Raw genomic sequence first — 17,407 nt, 5'->3', positions numbered from 1 at the left:
GAGATGACAACCGTGACCGAAAGACCCCCTGCCGCCGGCCCGGCTCCGGCGCCGAAGCGGCGCCGCTCGAAGAGCCCGTTGCGCCGGGAGGAGAACCGGGCCGGCCTGACGCTGGTCTCGCCGACCTTGGTGATCGTGCTGGTCGTCGTCGTGCTGCCGATCCTGTGGACGGTGATGCTGGCCTTCCAGAACGTCCGCCTGGTCGACATCCAGAGCCAGGGCCTGTGGGGCCACTGGACGCTGCGCAACGTCGAACGCGTTTTCAGCTCGCCCGGGTTCTGGTCGTCGCTGTGGACCACGCTGGTCTACACGATCGGCTCGACGCTCGGCTCGATCCTGGTCGGGCTGATCGCCGCGCTCGCGCTGCGCAAGCCGTTCCGCGGCCGGGCCCTGATCCGCGGCGCGATGCTGCTCCCGTACGTCGCTCCGGTGGTGGCCGTCGCGTTCGTCTGGCAGGTGCTGCTCAGCCCTGATCTCGGCGTCGTGAACCACTGGGGTGTGGAGTGGCTGGGCTGGGACCGGCCGATCGCCTTCCTGACCCAGCGCTCGTACGACGTACTCGGTGTCCCGGTGCCGATGGCGCTGTTGACGGTGATCGCGTTCGAGACGTGGCGGTACTTCCCGTTCGCGTTCCTGTTCCTGATCGCCCGGATGCAGGCCGTTCCGCCGGTGCTCGAGGAGGCCGCGGTGGTGGACGGGACGACGCCGTGGCAGCGCTTCCGGTTCATCTTGCTGCCGCAGCTGATGCCGGTGATCGCGCTGCTGACCGTGCTGCGGTTCATCTTCACGTTCAACAAGTTCGACGACGTGTACCTGCTCACCGGTGGTGGCGCGGGCACGGACGTGGTCGCGGTCCGGGTGTACCGGTTCCTGACCGCGCGGTTCGACGTCGGGCTGGCTTCCGCGCAGGCGGTCGTGCTGGCCGTCGTACTGATCGTGCTGCTGGGCCTGTACTTCAGGTTCTTCGGCCGCAAGGTCCAGGAGGAGCAGTCGTGACCAGAGACGGTTTCCAGATCCGGTTCTTCGGGATCATGCGGTGGGTGGTGATCGCCGTCCTGGTGGTCGCCACGGTGTTCCCCTTCTACTACATGCTGCTGTTGTCGGTGAAGCCGATCGACGAGCTGCTGCTCGACCCCGGGCGGATCTGGGTGTCGGTCAGCGAGTTCAGCGTCGACTCGTACCGGTCGGTGCTGACCTCGGTGGAGAACGGCGGGCAGGGCTTCCCGCTGATGCTGCGCAACTCCGCGATCGTCTCGATCGGCGCGATGCTGCTGACCCTGCTGGTCGCGATCCCCGGCGCGTACGCCGTGAGCCGGCTGCGCTTCACCGGGCACCGCAAGGTGAGCGCGCTGTTCCTCGGTGTCTATCTGTTCCCCGCGACGCTGCTGGCCGTGCCGCTGTTCGTCATGTTCGCGAAGGCCGGGCTGCAGGGCAGTCTGGTCGGGCTGATCATCGTCTACATCGCGCAGACCGTGCCGGTGGCGATCTACATGCTGCGCAGCTACTTCAGCACGGTGCCGATCAGCATCGAGGAGGCGGCCGCGCTGGACGGCTGCTCGCGGTTCCAGATCCTGCGCAAGGTGGTGCTGCCGCTGGCGGCGCCGTCGGTGATGGCGACCGCACTGTACGTGTTCATGATCGCCTGGAACGAGTTCCTGTTCGCGCTGCTGTTCCTGGCCGCCGAGCCGGATCACTGGACGGTGTCGCTCGGCCTGCAGCAGCTGGCCAACGGTGTCGAGGTGCCGAAGACCGTGCTGATGGCAGGATCGGTGGTACTGACACTGCCGGTGGTACTGATGTTCTACGGCGCTGAACGGTTGTTGACGGAGGGGCTGACGAGTGGGGCTGACAAGGGCTGACGCGACGACGTCGGCGGGACGACTGCTGCACCTTGTCCGGACCGGCCAGGCCGGCACCCGGGGTGAGCTGCAGGAGCTGTCCGGCCTGTCCCGCTCGACGCTCGGCCAGCGACTCGAACCGCTGCTGAGCAACGGCTGGCTGGTCGAGGCGGGTTCCACCGCCTCGACCGGCGGCCGCCCGCCGGTGGTGCTGCGTTTCGACGAGCAGCACGCGGTCGTGCTCACCGCCGACCTCGACACCAGGCACGCCAGGGCCGCGCTGATGGACCTGGCCGGCGGCGTACTGGCCGAGCACTCGGCGGAGCTGGTCATTGCCGACGGCCCCGAAGTGGTGCTCGACACGTTGTCCGACTGGTTCGAGGCGCTGCTCACGAAGGCCGGCCGGTCCGCGGACGAGCTGGCCGGGATCGGCATCTCCGTGCCGGGACCGGTCGAGTTCGAGACCGGCCTGGTGATGCGGCCGCCGATCATGCCCGGCTGGGACGAGTACCCGATCCGCGACCACCTCCGCCGCCGGTACGACGTACCGGTGCTGGTGGACAACGATGCGAACGCGATGGCGCTCGGCGAGCAGTCGGCGGGTCATCCGGACTGCCCGGCGTTCGTGCTGGTCAAGGTGTCGACCGGAATCGGTGCGGGCGTCGTGATCGGGGATCAGGTGTTCCGCGGGATCGACGGCGGTGCCGGGGACATCGGGCACATCCGGGTCCGGGATGCCGGGGACGCGAAGTGCCAGTGCGGGTCGATCGGCTGCCTCGCGGCGGTGGCCAGCGGTCGCGCGATCGCGACGGCGTTGACCGAACTCGGAGTGCCTGCGCGGTCCGGCGCCGATGTCCGGGCGTTGCTGCAGTCGGGTCAGCCGGACGCCCTGCGGCTTGCGCGGGAGGCCGGCCGCCGGGTGGGAGAGGTGCTGGCGACGGTGGTCAGCGTGATCAACCCGGGCGTGCTGATGATCGCGGGGGACCTGGCGCACACGGACTTCGTCGCCGGGGTGCACGAGGTGCTGTACCAGGCGACGTTGCCGCGGGCCACTCGTCATCTGACGGTCGCCACCGGCCAGCTCGCCGACCACGCCGCGCTGGACGGGATGGCGCGGCTGGTCGTGAACGAGGTCTACTCGCCCGCGGCTGTCGACGCCCGGCTGGCAGGGGCCTGCTAGTTCGCCGGTTGTCTCGTGCCCGCGAGCCAGACGGACTCGACTTCATCGTCCTCCGACAGCAGCACGAGGTCGGCGCGCCTACCGATGGTCAGAGTGCCGCGGTCGTGCCAGCCGTAGTGGCGCGCCGCGTTGCCCGCGAGGAGCGGAGCGGCTTGCGGCACGGACAGGCCGAGGATCCGTACGACGGTCGCGAGCGCGTCGGACAGGAAATGGACCGAGCCGGCCAAGGTGTCGGTGCCGCGCAGCTTGGCGACGCCGCCCTGCACGGTGACGTGGCGGTCGGCGTACGAGTAGTCGCCGTCGCCGAGGCCGGTCGCGGCCATCGCGTCCGTGACGAGCATGCTCCGGTCGAGGCCTGCTGTCCGGGTGGCGACGGTGAGTGCCTCGGGGGAGAGGTGGGTGCCGTCGGCAATCAGTTCGCAGGCGACGCGGTCGTCGAGCAGCGCGACGCCGACCGGACCGGGATCGCGGTGGGTCATCGTGGGCATCGCGTTGAACAGGTGGGTCGCCGTACGGGCGCCGGCGTCGAAGGCGCGGCGGGTATGCGAGCCGTCGTCGTCGGTGTGGCCGACGGCGAAGGTGAGCTCCGGGTGACGCTCGATGAGCTCGACGGCGCCGGGAAGCTCGGGCGCGATGGTCATCGAGATCGCCAATCCGCCGGCGGCTTCAATCAGTTGGCTGAACACTCGCTCGTCGGGCCGCAGCAGAGCGGACTCCGTCTGTGCGCCGCGCCGGCGGGGAGAGAGGAATGGGCCCTCGAAGTGGATGCCGTGGATGGTGGGAACGGCGGCTTCGGCGATTGCGCGCGCGGCGGCGAGCATGCGGTCGAGCCGCATGGTCGCGACCGAGGCGATCAGCGTGGTGGTGCCGTGCAGGAGGTGGGCGCGGGCGGCTTGGCGGACGTCGTCCGGGTTGCCGGAGTAGAGCGCGGCTCCTCCGCCGCCGTGGCAGTGGGTGTCGACGAATCCGGGCAGCAACCAGCGGCCGGTCGCATCGATCACCTCTCCGCCCCGGGCGCCGGCTGCGCCGACGCCCGGGGCGGAGGAACTGAAGGACGGGGGTTGGCCGGGGCCGAGGGCTGTGATGCGGCCATGGTCGACCTGGAGCCAGCCCTCGATCGGCGTGGCCGAGCCGAGCCAGCCCTCGGCCGGCGTGGCCGAGCCGAGCCAGCCCTCGGCGGGCTCGGCCGCGGCGAGCCGGGCGTTCAGGAAAGTGATCACGACCCGAGCAACCGCCGGGTGGCCGCTTCGGCGCAGACTCTCGCGCTGCCGAAGGTCTGGATCCACCCCGCGAAACCCGAGTAGTCGGTGCCGGGCACGCCCATGTCGACGACGATCAGGTCGGGATGCTGGGTGTGGAGCTCAGCGATCAGCTTCTCCTGCCAGTCGAAGCGGTGCGCGCCGCGGACGAGCAGGACCACCTGGCTGTCGGCGCCGTACTCGGAGCGGAACTCACCGACGCCGGCTCGCGCCATGCCCGGGCCGTTGTAGGTCTCCCCGGACAAGCCGATGCTCTCGACAACCTTCCCGGCCGCGCGCAGCATTTCCTCCACACCCCACCCCGCGGAACCGGCCGCGGGGGAGTGCGTCGGCTCCAGCCGAATCACCAGTACGGCGTCACTGCGTACGCGCGGGTCGCCATGCGTCACCGTGACCTGCTCCGCGAGACGCTCACCGAGCGCGTTGTCCCGTAGGGCGACATCGGCCTTGGGACGAGTGCCCAGCCGAGCCAACCGGTCGTTGGCGCTCTGCAACCGCTCCAACGGCAGCCGCCCGCTCTCGACCGCCTCGACCAGAGCCGCCGCCGCCACGTCGACATCGTCGAGGAAGGCCCATGATCCGAGGCACAACGCGTCGGCGCCCGCCTCGATCGCCCGGACGGCTGCTTCCGGCAACGGCGCCACGTCGGCGATCCCGTACATCTCCAGGGCGTCGGTGATCACCACCCCGTCGTACCCGAGTTCTCCGCGCAGGATGTCGGTGAGCAGCACCTTGCTGATGGTCGCGGGTACGTCGTCCAGCTGCGGCACCAGGTCGTGCGACACCATGATGCTGTCGACGCCCGCGGCGATCGCGGCCCGGAACGGATCGAGGTAGCTGTCCAGCAGCTCTTCCCGCGACACGTCGACCAGCGGCGTCGCGAGGTGAGCGTCCGTGCCGCTGAGTCCGTGTCCCGGATAGTGCTTGGCGCACGCGCTGACCCCGGCCGCCTGCAGGCCTTCGACCCAGGCCGCGGAGTGCCGGCTGACGAGGTCGCGGTCGGCGCCGAAGCAGCGGATGCCGTTCGGGCTCAGCGGGTTGACCGCCGTGTCGACCGCGGGCGCGAGGTCCCAGTCGATGCCGGCCTCGACCAGCGACAGCCCGATCTGGAACGCCGCCTGGCGGGTCAGCTCCAAGTCGTCGATCTCACCGAGCGCCCGGTTGCCCGGCATCGAGAAGCCGCCCAGGTTCTCCAGGCGGTTGACGTCGCCGCCTTCCTCGTCGATCGAGAGCAGCACGTGGTCGCGGAGGGCGTGCAGCTCGGCGGCCAGGCCGCGGAACTGCTCGCCGTCGACGATGTCCCGGCCGAAGATCACGAAGCCGCCGAGGCCGGCCTCGATCCGCGGCCCGACCCAGTGCGGCACCCTGGGCCGGCCGAGCGCGGGGAACAGCACACCGTGGGCGAGCCGGTTCAGCTCTGAGTTCACAGCTTCCTCCTGACGGGGATTCATCCTTTGACGGCGCCGCTGGTCATCCCGCCGACCAGCCGGCGCTGGACCAGCAGGAAGACGACCAGCACCGGGAGCGAGAAAATCGCCGACGCCGCGATGGTGGCGCCGTTGTCGATGCCGTCGGAGGTCTGGAACGAGACCAGCCAGACCGGCAGCGTGTAGTTGTTCTGCGACTTCAGGAACACGTAGGCGAACAGATAGTCGTCCCAGGCGCTGATGAAGGCGAAGATCGAGGTGGCCACGATGCCTGGCGCCAGCAGCGGCAACTGGACGAACCAGAACGCGCCGAACCGGCCGCAGCCGTCGACCATCGCGGCCTCCTCCAGCTCCAGCGGGATGCCGGCCACGAAGCCGCGCAACGTCCAGATCGTGAACGGCAGCACGAAGGTCATGTAGGTGACGATCAGCCCGGGCACGAAGTCGATCGCGCCGACCGAGCGCAGCATCAGGTAGAGCGGGATGACCATCGCCGAACCCGGGATCATCTGTACCAACACCAGGCCGACCAGGAACGCCCGGCGGCCGACGAAGCGGAACCGGGCCAGCGCGATCGAGGCGCCGAGGGCAACGACCAGCGCGATCAGGACGGTCGAGACCGAGACCAGCAACGAGTTGTGGACGTAGTGCAGGAACGAGCCGTGCGTGAGCGCCGTACCGAAGTTGTCCAGGCTGATCGGCCAGGGCACGAACTCCGGCGTCGCGGACAGGATCTTGCCGGGCTGCTTCAGCGCGGTGGCGAACATCCAGTAGACCGGGAAGATCACGACCAGCGAGACGACGACGGCAATCGCGTTGGGCACCGAGCGCTTGCGGTTCACGCGGTTACCTCGCCTTGCGCGAACAGCCGCCGGACGTAGAGCACGGCCAGGACGGCGAGCAGCACGACCGTGACGATCGCGATCGCCGCGCCGCCGCCGTAGTCGTTGCGGGTGAAGGCCTCGAGATAGGAGTAGACGCCGAGCGTGGTCGTGCCGCCGTCCGGGCCGCCCTGGGTCAGCACCCAGAACGGGGTGAACGAGTTCACCGACCAGATCACCTCGAGCAGCACCAGGACGGCGAGCACCGGTCCGAGGATCGGCAGCGTGACGTGTCGTGCCGTCGACCACCGCCCGGCGCCGTCCAGCCCGGCCGCTTCGTACAGGTCGTCGGGGATCTGGCCCATCGCGGCGTACAGCGTGAGCGCGACGAACGGCAGTCCCTTCCAGACGATCAGCGCGATGATCAGGAACAGCGCCTGCCCCGGCGAGGAGAACCAGTCGTGCGCGGAGAAGTCACCGAACACGCCGAGCTGCGTGATGACCCAGTTCAGTACGCCGTACTGCGGCTCGAACAGCCACCGCCAGATCATCGACGCGGACACCATCGGCATCGCCCAGACCAGCACCAGGCAGACCGACAGCATCACCCGCGCCCAGTTCGACACCAGTCGCAGCAGCGAGGCGAGCAGGAACCCGAGCACCATCAGGCTGACGACGCAGGCGACACTGACGACCAGCGTGCGCAGCAGCACGGCCCAGAAGTCGCCGTCGCCGAGCACCCGGGTGAAGTTGCCCAGGCCAACGAACGGCGCCTCTCCGGTGAACAGCGACCGGGGCCCGAAGTCCTGCACCGACAGCCAGACCAGCCGGACCAACGGGTAGCCGAGCACGGCCGCGAAGGCGATCACCGCCGGCCCGACCAGCCCGTACGGCGTGAGGCGCGCGAGCCGGCCGGCCCGGACCGACCGGCCCGTCCGGGCGGTACTGGTGGGCGCTTCGGGCGCCTGCGTGAGCGAGGTCATCAGCCGCTGCCGTCAGCGCGGGCCGGACAGGGCGTTGAAGGCCTCGGTCGCGTGCTTGTCGTACTCCTGGGAAGCCGCGGCGATGTCGCCGCCCTTGGCGATCTTGGAGAAGAACTGCTCGTTGTAGTTCTCGGTCTCCAGCGTCGCCTCACCCGGGGTGGCCGGCAGCGCCTGGCTGACGGTCGCGGCCTGGGTGCCGAGCTTCAGCACCTCCGGCACGTCGGTGGTGGGCAGGAAGGCGGGCACGATCGGGAGCTGGTTGATGGTCCGGGTCATCGTCTGCTGGAAGGTCTTGCCGGTGACGACCTTCAGCCAGTCGACGGCCAGGTCCTTGTTCGGGCTCTTGGCCGCGACGCCGATGGTCGAGCCGGCCACGATCACCGGCAGCGGCTTGCCCGGCTGGTAGCCCGGCATGATGAAGTAGCCGGCGTCCGCGGCGGTCTTGGCGTTCTTCTCCTTCACCGCGCCCGGCTCCCAGGCCTTCACGTAGATCATCGCGGCCTTGCCGTCGGCGAAGATCTGGTCCTGGTCGGGGCTGTCGGTGTTCGCGCCGATCGACGACGGCGTCGAGCAGGCGTTCTGGAACTTCTTCCACTCGGCGAGGCCGGCCTGGTTCTCCGCGCTGCTCATGGTCGCGGTCCACTTGCCGTCGTTCTCGGTGGCGATCGTGCCGCCCTTGCCGAACAGGAACGGCATCCCGGCGAACCAGTACTGGCCCGGCATGTAGAAGGCGGAGAAGTTCGGTGTCGAGGTGTGCGCGTTGGCCAGCGTCCCGCAGGCGGCGACCAGTTCGTCGACGGTGGCCGGCGGCTTGCTGATGCCCGCCGCGGCGAACATCTTCTTGTTGTACATGACGACCTTCGTCCCGCCGTACAGGGGAGTGGCGTAGAGCTTGCCCTGGTACGTCGCGGGGCCGGCCAGGCCGGCCAGCCACTGGTCGGACGACTCGAACTCGGCCTTGTCCTCGGTCAGGTCCGCGAGCGCGCCGGAGGCGGTCAGCAACGGGGTCTGGGTGTTGCCCATCTCGACGATGTCGGGCGGGTTGTCCGAGGCCAGTGCGGTGGTCAGCTTGGTGACGATGTTGTCCCACTGCTGCACCTCGACCTTCACCGTGACGTCCGGATGCTGTTCAGCGAACTTCTTCGTCACGTCGCCGATGATCTTGTTGTCGCCCGGGCCGCCGGTCATCATCCAGACCGTCAGCTCGTTCGTCGGTCCCGAGCTCTTCGCGTCACCACCACCGCAGGCGGCCAGACCGGTCAGGGCGACCGAGACCGCGGTGGCGACTCCCATCGTTTTCCAACGCGTCATGGCTGTTCCTCTTTCGCTGATGAATCGACGGGGCACTCGTCGAGCCGGGCCACGACCCCGAGGTCGGCCGTCGTGATCGCGACGACCTGGTGGCGAGCCACCCCGATCGCGGTGTAGTAGCCGCTCAAGGCGGCGGCCATCGCGCCCAGCAGGCCGCCGGAGTCCCTGAGCACAGACCGGCGCAGCTCGCTGTGCACACCGATCGTTTCGTACGTCGTGGCGCCGACCGTCTCCAGCACGGCGTCGCTGAACGCGCCGGAGAAGCCGCCGGTGAAGACGACCGTGCCCGGTTCGTAGGCCAGGGCAACGATCGACACCAGGTGCAGCAGCGCTTCGTGGATCTCGTCGATCAAGCCGTGGAATCGGGCCGGGTCGTCGAACACCTCGTCGGCCGAGGCGAGATCGTGACCGCTCGCCCGGGCCAGCGCGAGCAGCCCGGCGCCGGAGAGCAGGTCCCGCAGGCGTTCCTTGCGGCCCGGCAACCGCAGCCGGCCGAACTCGCCGAGCAGTCCCTCCGGACCGGCGAGCACCTGCCGGTTGAACGCGACCGCCGATCCGAGACCGGTGCCGAGGCTCAGCAGTACGACGGTCTCGTCGCGCGGCAGCTCGCCGTAGTGCAGCTCACCGAGCAGGGCGAGGTTCGAGTCGTTGTCGATGATCGTCGGTACGCCGAGCTCGGCGCCGACCGTCTCGACGAAGGTGGTGCCGAGGATCTGCGGCAGGTTGAACGACCCGACCACGCGATCCTTGCTTGAGGCAACCACGCCGGGCAGGCCGATCGCGACCGACGTGAGCGGGACGCCGTCGCCGTACCGCTCGACCAGGCCGAGCACGCGGGTGGCGATCCAGGAGGCGAGCTCGGCGGCGCCCAGTTCGCGCGGTGTCTTGTCCCGGCAGCGGATCACCGCCGTACCGAGGCCGTCGGCGATCACCATCCGGCAGTAGGTGCCGCCGAGGTCGATCCCGCAGACCAGACCGGCCCGCGGGTTGAACCCGAGCGCGGCGGCGTGCCGGCCGGGCCCGTCGCGAACGATCTTGCGCTGCTCCAGCACCAGCCCGTCGGCGAGCAGGTCGTCCACGATCCGCGCGACCGTCGCCCAGCTCAGCCCGGTCGACGCGACCAGTTGCCGGCGGTCGGTCTCGGCCCCCGACAGCAGCGCGGCGATGATCGCGCCGCGGTTCGCCGTCCGGGTTCCGGCGCTGCCTCGTTCCAGCTTCGTCATTTATTCTCACGGTGAATAGAATTGGTTGAGCTGTGAGAGTAGTCCGCGGCGACGAGCGGTGTCCAGGGGTTACAGACTTCTGTATGCCGTCTTCAGCTGGCCATGAGTGAGCGCGCCGCCCGAGCAGTCGGACGGCGCGCTGCGGTCGGGAGTCAGTCCCAGCTCAGGCCCGAGGCCGACTGGTACTCGATCACGCGGGTCTCGAAGAAGTTCTTCTCCTTGTTCAGGTCCATCACTTCCGACATCCAGCCGAACGGATTGCGGGTCTCGCCGAAGATCGGGGTGAGGCCGAGCTGTTCGGCGCGGCGGTCGGTGATGAAGTGCATGTACTGCTCGCAGAGCTCGGCGGTCAGGCCGAGCATGCCGTTGGGCAGCGTGGCGCGGCCGTAGGCGACCTCGAGCTCGCACGCCTCGGTCAGCATCCGGCGGACCTCGGCCTGGAACGCCGGCGTCCACAGGTGCGGGTTCTCCAGCTTGATCTGGTTGATGCAGTCGATGCCGAAGTTCAGGTGGATCGACTCGTCGCGCAGGATGTACTGGTACTGCTCGGCGATGCCGACCATCTTGTTGCGCCGGCCCAGCGAGAGGATCTGCGCGAAGCCGGTGTAGAACCACATTCCCTCGAACACCACGTAGAACGCGATCAGGTCGCGCAGGAAGTCGGTGTCGGCCTGAGGCGTACCGGTGCGGAAGTCGCCGTCGTCGAGGTGCCGGGTGTACTTCAGCGCCCAGGCGTCCTTGTCGGCGATCGACGGGACCTCGCGGTACATGTTGAACAGCTCGCCCTCGTCCAGGCCGAGCGAGGTGCAGATGTACTGGAAGGTGTGCGTGTGCACGGCCTCCTCGAACGCCTGCCGGAGCAGGTACTGTCGGCACTCCGGATTGGTCAGCCGGCGGTAGACGGCGAGCACGATGTTGTTCGCGACCAGGGACTCCGCGGTGGCGAAGAACCCGAGATTGCGCTTGAGCATCAGGCGTTCGTCGTCGGTCAGGCCGTCGCGCGCTCCCGGCGGGCGCCGCCACAGCGCGATGTCGGCCTGCATCGAGACCTCGGTCGGCATCCAGTGGTTGTTGCAGGCGGCAAGGTATTTGTCCCAGGCCCACTGGTACTTCAGCGGCAGCAGCTGGTTGACGTCGGCGCGGGCGTTGATCATCGCCTTGTCGGCGACCTCGACGCGGCCGGCGCCGACGGAGATCTCACCCAGTCCGGTGGTGCTCACTGGCAGGCCTCGCAATCCGGGTCGTCGATGCGGCAGAACGCGCCGTCGGGCTCAGGTTGTGTCACCGGTACCGCGTTCAGGCGGCCGTCCGTTCCTTGCAGTGTCGACTTCTCCACATGTGTCGCGGACTGCGAGCGCAGGTAGTACGTCGTCTTCAGGCCGTGCCGCCAGGCCGAGCGGTACAGCTCGTCCAGCGCCTTGCCCGACGGTGCCGAGACGTAGAGGTTGAGCGACTGCGCCTGGTCGATCCACTTCTGCCGCCGGGCCGCGGCCTTGACCAGCCAGAACGGCTCGATCTCGAACGCGGTCGCGTACAGCGCGCGCAGCTCGGCCGGGATCCGCTCGATCCGGGCCAGGACGCCGTCGTGCAGCTTCAGGTCCGAGACCATCGTGGCGTCCCAGAGCCCGCGCGCCTTCAGGTCGGCGACCAGGTACGGGTTCGCGACGGTGAACTCACCGGACATGTTCGACTTCACGAACAGGTTGCTGTACGTCGGCTCGATCGACTGGCTGACGCCGCAGATGTTGGAGATCGTCGCGGTCGGCGCGATCGCCAGCACGTTGGAGTTGCGCAGGCCGTGCTCCAGCACCTTGGCGCGCAACGCGTCCCAGTCGAGTCGCTGGGTGGTGTCCAGTTGGACGTCGCCGTTGCGGGCCTCGCGCAACAGCTCGAGCGAGTCGATCGGCAGGATGCCCCGGCTCCAGAGCGATCCGTCGTACGACGGGTAGGTGCCGCGCTCGGCGGCGAGATCGGCCGACGCCTCGATCGCGTGGTAGCTGATCTGCTCCATCGAGCGATCGGCGAACCCGACGGCCGCGTCGGAGGCGTAGGGGATGCGTTGCGTGATCAGCGCGTCGGCGAAACCCATCAATCCGAGGCCGACCGGCCGGTGCCGCTGGTTCGCGCGCTCGGACTCCGGCGTGGTGTAGAGGTTCACGTCGATCACGTTGTCGAGCATCCGGACCGCGGTCTTCACCGTGTCGCGCAGCAACTCGCCGTCCAGAACCGGCCCGTCGGGACCGCTGGTCAGATGCGCGACCAGGTTGACCGAACCGAGGTTGCACACGGCGGTCTCGTCGACGGTGGTGTTGAGCGTGATCTCCGTACACAGGTTGGACGAATGCACCACGCCGTCGTGCTGCTGCGGCGACCGCAGGTTGCAGGCGTCCTTGAAGGTGATCCACGGGTGCCCGGTCTCGAACAGCACGGTCAGCATCCGCCGCCACAGCTCGACCGCCCTGACCCGGCGGAACACCCGGAGCTCACCCCGCGCGGCCGCCGCCTCGTACCTCTCGTACGCCGCCGCGAACGCCGCGCCGTACAGGTCATGCAGGTCCGGCACCTCGTCGGGCGAGAACAGCGTCCAGTCCCCGTCGGCCTCGACCCGCTGCAGGAACAGGTCGGGCACCCAGTTCGCGGTGTTCATGTCGTGCGTCCGGCGCCGCTCGTCACCGGTGTTCTTGCGCAGATCAAGAAACTCCTCGACGTCGATGTGCCACGTCTCCAGGTACGCGCACACCGCGCCCTTCCGCCGGCCGCCCTGATTGACCGCTACCGCGGTGTCGTTGGCCACTTTGAGGAAGGGCACGATGCCCTGGGACTCGCCGTTGGTGCCGCGGATCTTCGCGCCGATGCCGCGGACCGGGGTCCAGTCGTTGCCGAGGCCGCCGGAGTACTTGGCCAGCAGGGCGTTGTTGCGGATGCCGGTGAAGATGCCGGCCAGATCGTCCTCGACCGTGGTCAGGAAGCACGACGACAGTTGCGGGCGGATGGTGCCGGAGTTGAACAGGGTCGGCGTCGACGACATGAACCGGAACGAGCTGAGCAACTCGTAGAACTGCAGGGCGCGGGCCTCGCGGTCGTCCTCGTTCAGGGCCATGCCCATCGCGACCCGGAGGAAGAAGGCCTGCGGCAGCTCGAAGCGGACCTTGTCGATGTGCAGCAGGTAGCGGTCGTACAGGGTCTGCAGGCCGAGGAACGCGAAGTCCAGGTCGCGCTCGGGTTTGATCGCCGTGGCCAGCCGGTGCAGGTCGAAGGTGGCCAGCTCGGGGTCGAGCAGGCCGGCCTCGATCCCGGTGGCGACGTAGCGCGGGAAGTATTCGGCGTACGCCGTGCTCATCTCGGCCTGGCTCGCCTGCCGGGGCTCGCCGTGCACGCGGCCGAGCGCCTCGCGGCGGATCTGGTCGAGCAGCAGGCGCGCGGCGGCCTGGCTGTACTGCGGTTCGGTCTCGACGTACGAGCGGGCCGCCATCACCAGGGCCAGCTCGACCTCGTGCTCGGCCATGCCGTCGTAGCACGAGCCGAGCGTCTCGCCGAGGATCTGCTCGGGGTCGACGGAGTCCAGGCCGGCGGCGGCCTCGGCGATGACCAGCCGCAGCCGGCCGACGTCGAGCGGCGCGGTGCCGCCGTCGCGATGGACGACGGTGAAATGGGACGCCGGCGCGGCGGGCAGGCTGCCCGCCGCGGTCGGCGACGAAGACGAAACGATGGTCACAGGCGCTCTCTCCACGCGAAGCTCGGGGGACCGGAACCCGTGGCAGCGCGCACGACGAGAGGCAGCACGGCGAGTACGGCTGCCTGCTCGCCCGTCGACCCACCCACGAGGTCTCGGACCGACGCGTACCGGCGGTACGCGTACCGGTGGCAGGTACTCGGACTTGCGGACACCGTGTCCGCTCACCGTTGCGGGGCAGCTCCGGACTCGCACCGGATTCCCCTCTTGCCTCCGCCCGGCCGACCATGGTCGCGTCGTCCGGGCAGAACCACCAGCACGGGAAACACTAGCGCTCGACCCCCACATGTAGTGCAGCGACGCGCCGCGTGTCGCACATGTTGTGGTTTCAGGCGGCCAGGGCATGCAGATCCTGGAGCGTCATGATCTCCGAACCGTGATGGATCAGCTCGCGGTTGAGGCGCAGCACGACGTGGCCGAACGGCTCGGCGGCGTCCAGCTCGGAGGCCTGGCTGAGGCCGACCGTCATCACCTGGTCCTCCTCCAGTCCGGCGATCGACTCCTGCCAGGCGTTGACCCAGTGGGTCAGCCACGCGACGGCGTCCCGGGCGTTGCCGTGCAGGGTGATGTCGCTGCGGCCCTGCAGTTTCTCGCCGAACGTCCACTCCCAGCGCTCGAAGAACGTCTCGGTCAGATGCGCGATCAGCCAGGCGATCGTGCGCGGCCCGCGATGGTCCGGCTCGTCCGGCCACTGCGCCACCCACTCGCCGGATCCGAGCGCGCGGAAGCGGCCGGCGTACCGGCGGCGGACGACGGTCAGCGCGTCCGAACTCGGCCGCCAGAAGTACTCGTCGTCGGTCAGGGTCGCCAGGCGCCCGGCCAGCACCATCCAGCTGAAACCGAGCTGGCCTCGCACCATCGCCATCGCCGACGGTCGCTCCAGGATGTTCCAGTCGAACGGTTGGCGGCATCACAGATCCTCACGCTCCCCGATTCCCCGTACACTTGGCCTTGCCTCGAACATATGTTCGAATTGTGGTCGAGTGAACGCCGCGAAGTCAATCAGCACAGCGTGTCGGTGCTGGACCTCCCGGTGTTCGACTGCTAATGCGGTGCGACCAGGGGAGCTGGTGCGGAGTGAGACCGAATCGTGATTACTCAGCGTGGCCGACCGGAGTAGAGTCACGCTCAGTGAGCAGTGCTGGGGAGATGGCGCCGGGGTGGACCGGTGGTCTGGCGGCGCGCTCACGGGACCGTTTCCGAGGGGGAAGCTCGTGGCACACCATGGGGCAGCGACCTGCCCGCCACCGATCGCTGTCGCCGTCCGTTGCGTGACACTGGGTGAGCGGATCCGATGATGAGCTTGAGTGGCGACGTGTGGACCTGGGCCTGGCGAGACTGGGAGGAGGACGAGCGGAGCAGGCGGCGGAAGGAGCACTCGATGGCGTTGGACGTGGACGAGCTGGCGCGGGTGGCGGCCAACGAGGCGGACTGGGATGCGCGGGCGCCGTTGCACGCGGCGAGTTCGTTCTACGAGCGGCCGGCGGAGTTCTGGTTCGCGGACTACGAGTGGGACGACCTGGGGGAGCTGGATGGGCGTGACATCGTCCACCTGCAGTGCCACCTCGGGACGGAGACGATCGCGTTCGCCCGGCGAGGTGCGCGGACGACCGGCCTGGATCTGTCGGCCCGGTCGCTCGACGAGGCTCGGCGGATCGCCGCGGCGGCCGGCGTCGGGATCGACTACGTGCATGCCAACGTGTACGACGCGGTCGAGGCGCTCGGGGGACGGCGGTTCGACGTCGTCTACACCGGCAAGGGCGCGCTGTGTTACCTGCCCGACCTGCCGAAGTGGGCCGACGTCGTCTCCCGGTTGCTGAAGCCCGGCGGGCTCGTTTACGTGGTCGAGTTCCATCCGCTGCTCAACTCGTTGCGTCCGGTCGGTCTGCCCGGCGAGTCAAACGACCTCGTGCTGCGCAACGACTACCTGGAAGGCCGCGGCGCGATCGCCCACGAGTCCACCGTCACCTACACCGGCGACGAGGTCCCCGGCCGCAACACCAGCTACGAATGGATGCACGGCCTCGGCGAACTCGTCACCACCCTCGCGGCCGCCGGCCTCCGGATCGACAGCTTGCGAGAGTCCGAGGTCCTGCAGTGGCCACGCTGGTCTTCGATGATCCAGACCCCCGAAGGCTGGTGGCGTCTGCCCGACGAAGCGCCACGGATCCCGTTGCTGTTCGCGCTGAAAGCTACGAAGGCCTGAGCAGTTCGTCGCACAGGGAGACGAGTTGCTCGCGCAGCGGCCTTGCGCGGGTGGCGAAGGTGCGTTGCGCCGCGGCGTACTCGGCCTTGCCGGCGGGGGTCTCGATCGGGACCGGGGTGTAACCCAGTGGCGCGAGGTCGTACGGCGACGCGCGCATGTCGAGGGTGCGGATGTCGCGGGCGAGTTCGAAGCAGGCGAGCAGCAACGAGCTCGGGGTGAACGGCATCAGCTTCGTGGCCCACTTGTAGAGGTCCATGTTGGCGTGCAGGCAACCGCCTTGTTCCAGCTGCGGCTGGAGTTCGCGGGTGGGTTGCAGGGCGTTGCGCGGACGGGCCGGCTCGGTGAAGAAGCGGAAGGCGTCGAAGTGCGAGCACGCGATCTTGTGCGTGTCGACGACCTGATCGGTGCCCTCGGCACCTAGTCGCAGCGGCCACTTCTCGTGCCGGACCTGACCGGGTTGCAGGCGGTAGACCATGGCCCACTCGTGCAGGCCGAAGCAGCCGAACTGCGGCTGACGGTCGAGCGTCAGCGCGAGCAGCCGTCGGATCCAGCTGATGGAATCGGCCCGGACTTCGATCTGCGCCGGGTCGAGGCGAGCGGCGCCGTCGGCGTACAGGTAGCCCTTGCGACCCTCGTACGCCGTCGCGCCGAGCAGCGTGACGCCGGGACCGGGGTGCCAGACGCGAAGCTGGTTCGGGCGGGTGGGGTAGTAGGTGAAGAGAAAGTCCTCGACCGGATGCGGTTCGCGGCGCTGCTTCCGGGCGACATGACCGGCGACGAGTTCGTCGACGCGGGCCGCGTGGGCAGCGGCCAGCGGCTCCCACTCGGTGGGAGAAAGGACAGTGGTCACAGGGCCAGGGAGAAGGCGTACAGGTTGACGCCGGGTCGCGGGGACCAGTCGCGCTCGGGGACGCGGGTGAAGCCCAGGCGCTCGTAGATGCGGTGAGCGGGCTTCATGTAATCGGCGCTCGACAGCACGACGTGGGTGTAGCCGAGGTCGCGCGAGCGACTGATGCAGTGCTCGGTCAGCGCGGAGCCGACGCCCAGGCCGCGAGCCTTCGCCGAGACGGCGAGCATCCGGAACTCGCCCTCGTGGGCCTGACCGATCTCACCGTAGAAGGAGCCGGGGCGGCAGTACGTGACCGTGCCCAGCAGGTCGGTGCCGTCGGTCGCGACCCAGAGCTCGGCGCGTTCGGCGCGGTCCGCGGCGGCGCGGAGCGTGTCGCCGTAGTCGGAGCCCGCGGGGATGAAACCGTCGTTGGCGTACGCCTCGACGGTCAGCTCGCCGACTGCGGCGTACTCGGCGGGCACGGCCAGGCGGATCGTGAACGGACGGGCTGCTGCGTCCGGCGCGGTGGGGTCGGTCGTCACCCGACAACTGTCTCACTCCCGCGCGCGCACCCGGAAAAGCCGCCGTTGTCGCGGG

Annotated in this window: 15 protein-coding genes and 1 riboswitch; of the genes, 4 read left to right on the top strand and 11 right to left on the bottom strand. The window is 69.1% G+C overall.

The window, feature by feature from the left end; all coding sequences use genetic code 11:
- Positions 1 to 3 precede the first annotated feature (3 nt).
- The 3 genes from ACQPXM_RS28485 to ACQPXM_RS28475 are packed head-to-tail and all read left to right on the top strand — an operon-like array spanning position 4 to position 3,018.
- Positions 4 to 996: a carbohydrate ABC transporter permease gene (locus ACQPXM_RS28485; protein ID WP_432938990.1), complete on the top strand. Its 993-nt coding sequence runs from the start codon at positions 4 to 6 to the stop codon at positions 994 to 996.
- Positions 993 to 1,859: a carbohydrate ABC transporter permease gene (locus ACQPXM_RS28480; RefSeq protein WP_432938988.1), complete on the top strand. Its 867-nt coding sequence runs from the start codon at positions 993 to 995 to the stop codon at positions 1,857 to 1,859. Before ACQPXM_RS28485 ends, ACQPXM_RS28480 begins: the two co-directional genes overlap by 4 nt.
- Positions 1,840 to 3,018 (top strand): ROK family protein, encoded by a 1,179-nt coding sequence (locus tag ACQPXM_RS28475; RefSeq protein WP_432938986.1) that lies wholly within the window; start codon positions 1,840 to 1,842, stop codon positions 3,016 to 3,018. Before ACQPXM_RS28480 ends, ACQPXM_RS28475 begins: the two co-directional genes overlap by 20 nt.
- Here the strand turns inward: ACQPXM_RS28475 and ACQPXM_RS28470 are convergent.
- The 9 genes from ACQPXM_RS28470 to ACQPXM_RS28430 form a co-directional block, all read right to left on the bottom strand.
- Positions 3,015 to 4,238 carry an N-acetylglucosamine-6-phosphate deacetylase gene (locus tag ACQPXM_RS28470; protein WP_432938983.1) on the bottom strand — a complete coding sequence of 408 codons (1,224 nt, stop codon included), beginning with the start codon at positions 4,236 to 4,238 and terminating at the stop codon, positions 3,015 to 3,017. The two genes, ACQPXM_RS28475 and ACQPXM_RS28470, sit on opposite strands and share 4 nt — an antisense overlap.
- Complete coding sequence (locus ACQPXM_RS28465) at positions 4,235 to 5,704, bottom strand: glycoside hydrolase family 3 protein (RefSeq protein WP_432938980.1); 1,470 nt, start codon at positions 5,702 to 5,704, stop codon at positions 4,235 to 4,237. Before ACQPXM_RS28465 ends, ACQPXM_RS28470 begins: the two co-directional genes overlap by 4 nt.
- Positions 5,705 to 5,724: 20 nt before the next feature.
- On the bottom strand, positions 5,725 to 6,546 hold the full coding sequence (locus ACQPXM_RS28460; RefSeq protein ID WP_432938977.1) for a carbohydrate ABC transporter permease: 822 nt from the start codon (positions 6,544 to 6,546) through the stop codon (positions 5,725 to 5,727).
- A complete protein-coding gene (locus ACQPXM_RS28455) occupies positions 6,543 to 7,508 on the bottom strand; it encodes a carbohydrate ABC transporter permease (RefSeq protein WP_432938975.1) in 966 nt (321 codons plus the stop codon). The genes ACQPXM_RS28460 and ACQPXM_RS28455 overlap by 4 nt, the downstream gene beginning before the upstream one ends.
- Positions 7,509 to 7,520: 12 nt before the next feature.
- Positions 7,521 to 8,819 (bottom strand): extracellular solute-binding protein, encoded by a 1,299-nt coding sequence (locus ACQPXM_RS28450; RefSeq protein ID WP_432938973.1) that lies wholly within the window; start codon positions 8,817 to 8,819, stop codon positions 7,521 to 7,523.
- Positions 8,816 to 10,042, bottom strand: coding sequence for an ROK family protein (locus ACQPXM_RS28445; protein WP_432938970.1), 1,227 nt, complete (start codon positions 10,040 to 10,042; stop codon positions 8,816 to 8,818). Before ACQPXM_RS28445 ends, ACQPXM_RS28450 begins: the two co-directional genes overlap by 4 nt.
- Before the next feature lie 152 nt (positions 10,043 to 10,194).
- A complete protein-coding gene (locus ACQPXM_RS28440) occupies positions 10,195 to 11,262 on the bottom strand; it encodes a ribonucleotide-diphosphate reductase subunit beta (protein WP_432938967.1) in 1,068 nt (355 codons plus the stop codon).
- Positions 11,259 to 13,757 (bottom strand): ribonucleoside-diphosphate reductase subunit alpha, encoded by a 2,499-nt coding sequence (locus ACQPXM_RS28435; RefSeq protein WP_432938965.1) that lies wholly within the window; start codon positions 13,755 to 13,757, stop codon positions 11,259 to 11,261. Before ACQPXM_RS28435 ends, ACQPXM_RS28440 begins: the two co-directional genes overlap by 4 nt.
- 131 nt (positions 13,758 to 13,888) lie before the next feature.
- Positions 13,889 to 14,045: riboswitch (cobalamin riboswitch) on the bottom strand.
- A gap of 58 nt (positions 14,046 to 14,103) precedes the next feature.
- Complete coding sequence (locus tag ACQPXM_RS28430; protein WP_432938962.1) at positions 14,104 to 14,640, bottom strand: DinB family protein; 537 nt, start codon at positions 14,638 to 14,640, stop codon at positions 14,104 to 14,106.
- A gap of 516 nt (positions 14,641 to 15,156) precedes the next feature.
- On the opposite strand from ACQPXM_RS28430, the gene ACQPXM_RS28425 reads away from it, so the two are divergent.
- The gene (locus ACQPXM_RS28425) at positions 15,157 to 15,981 is read left to right on the top strand and encodes a class I SAM-dependent methyltransferase (RefSeq protein WP_432938960.1); all 825 of its coding nucleotides are present in this window, start codon (positions 15,157 to 15,159) and stop codon (positions 15,979 to 15,981) included.
- Here the strand turns inward: ACQPXM_RS28425 and ACQPXM_RS28420 are convergent.
- Both ACQPXM_RS28420 and ACQPXM_RS28415 read right to left on the bottom strand, forming a co-directional pair.
- Positions 15,968 to 16,831, bottom strand: a complete 864-nt coding sequence (locus ACQPXM_RS28420) for a 3-methyladenine DNA glycosylase (protein ID WP_432938957.1) — start codon at positions 16,829 to 16,831, stop codon at positions 15,968 to 15,970. The two genes, ACQPXM_RS28425 and ACQPXM_RS28420, sit on opposite strands and share 14 nt — an antisense overlap.
- Complete coding sequence (locus tag ACQPXM_RS28415; RefSeq protein WP_432938955.1) at positions 16,828 to 17,352, bottom strand: GNAT family N-acetyltransferase; 525 nt, start codon at positions 17,350 to 17,352, stop codon at positions 16,828 to 16,830. Before ACQPXM_RS28415 ends, ACQPXM_RS28420 begins: the two co-directional genes overlap by 4 nt.
- Positions 17,353 to 17,407 lie beyond the last annotated feature (55 nt).

It is taken from the genome of Kribbella sp. CA-253562, from assembly GCF_050942265.1.
Lineage (GTDB): Bacteria > Actinomycetota > Actinomycetes > Propionibacteriales > Kribbellaceae > Kribbella.
The sequence above is the reverse complement of the archived record's forward strand: the minus strand, read 5'-3'. Positions and strand labels throughout refer to the sequence as shown.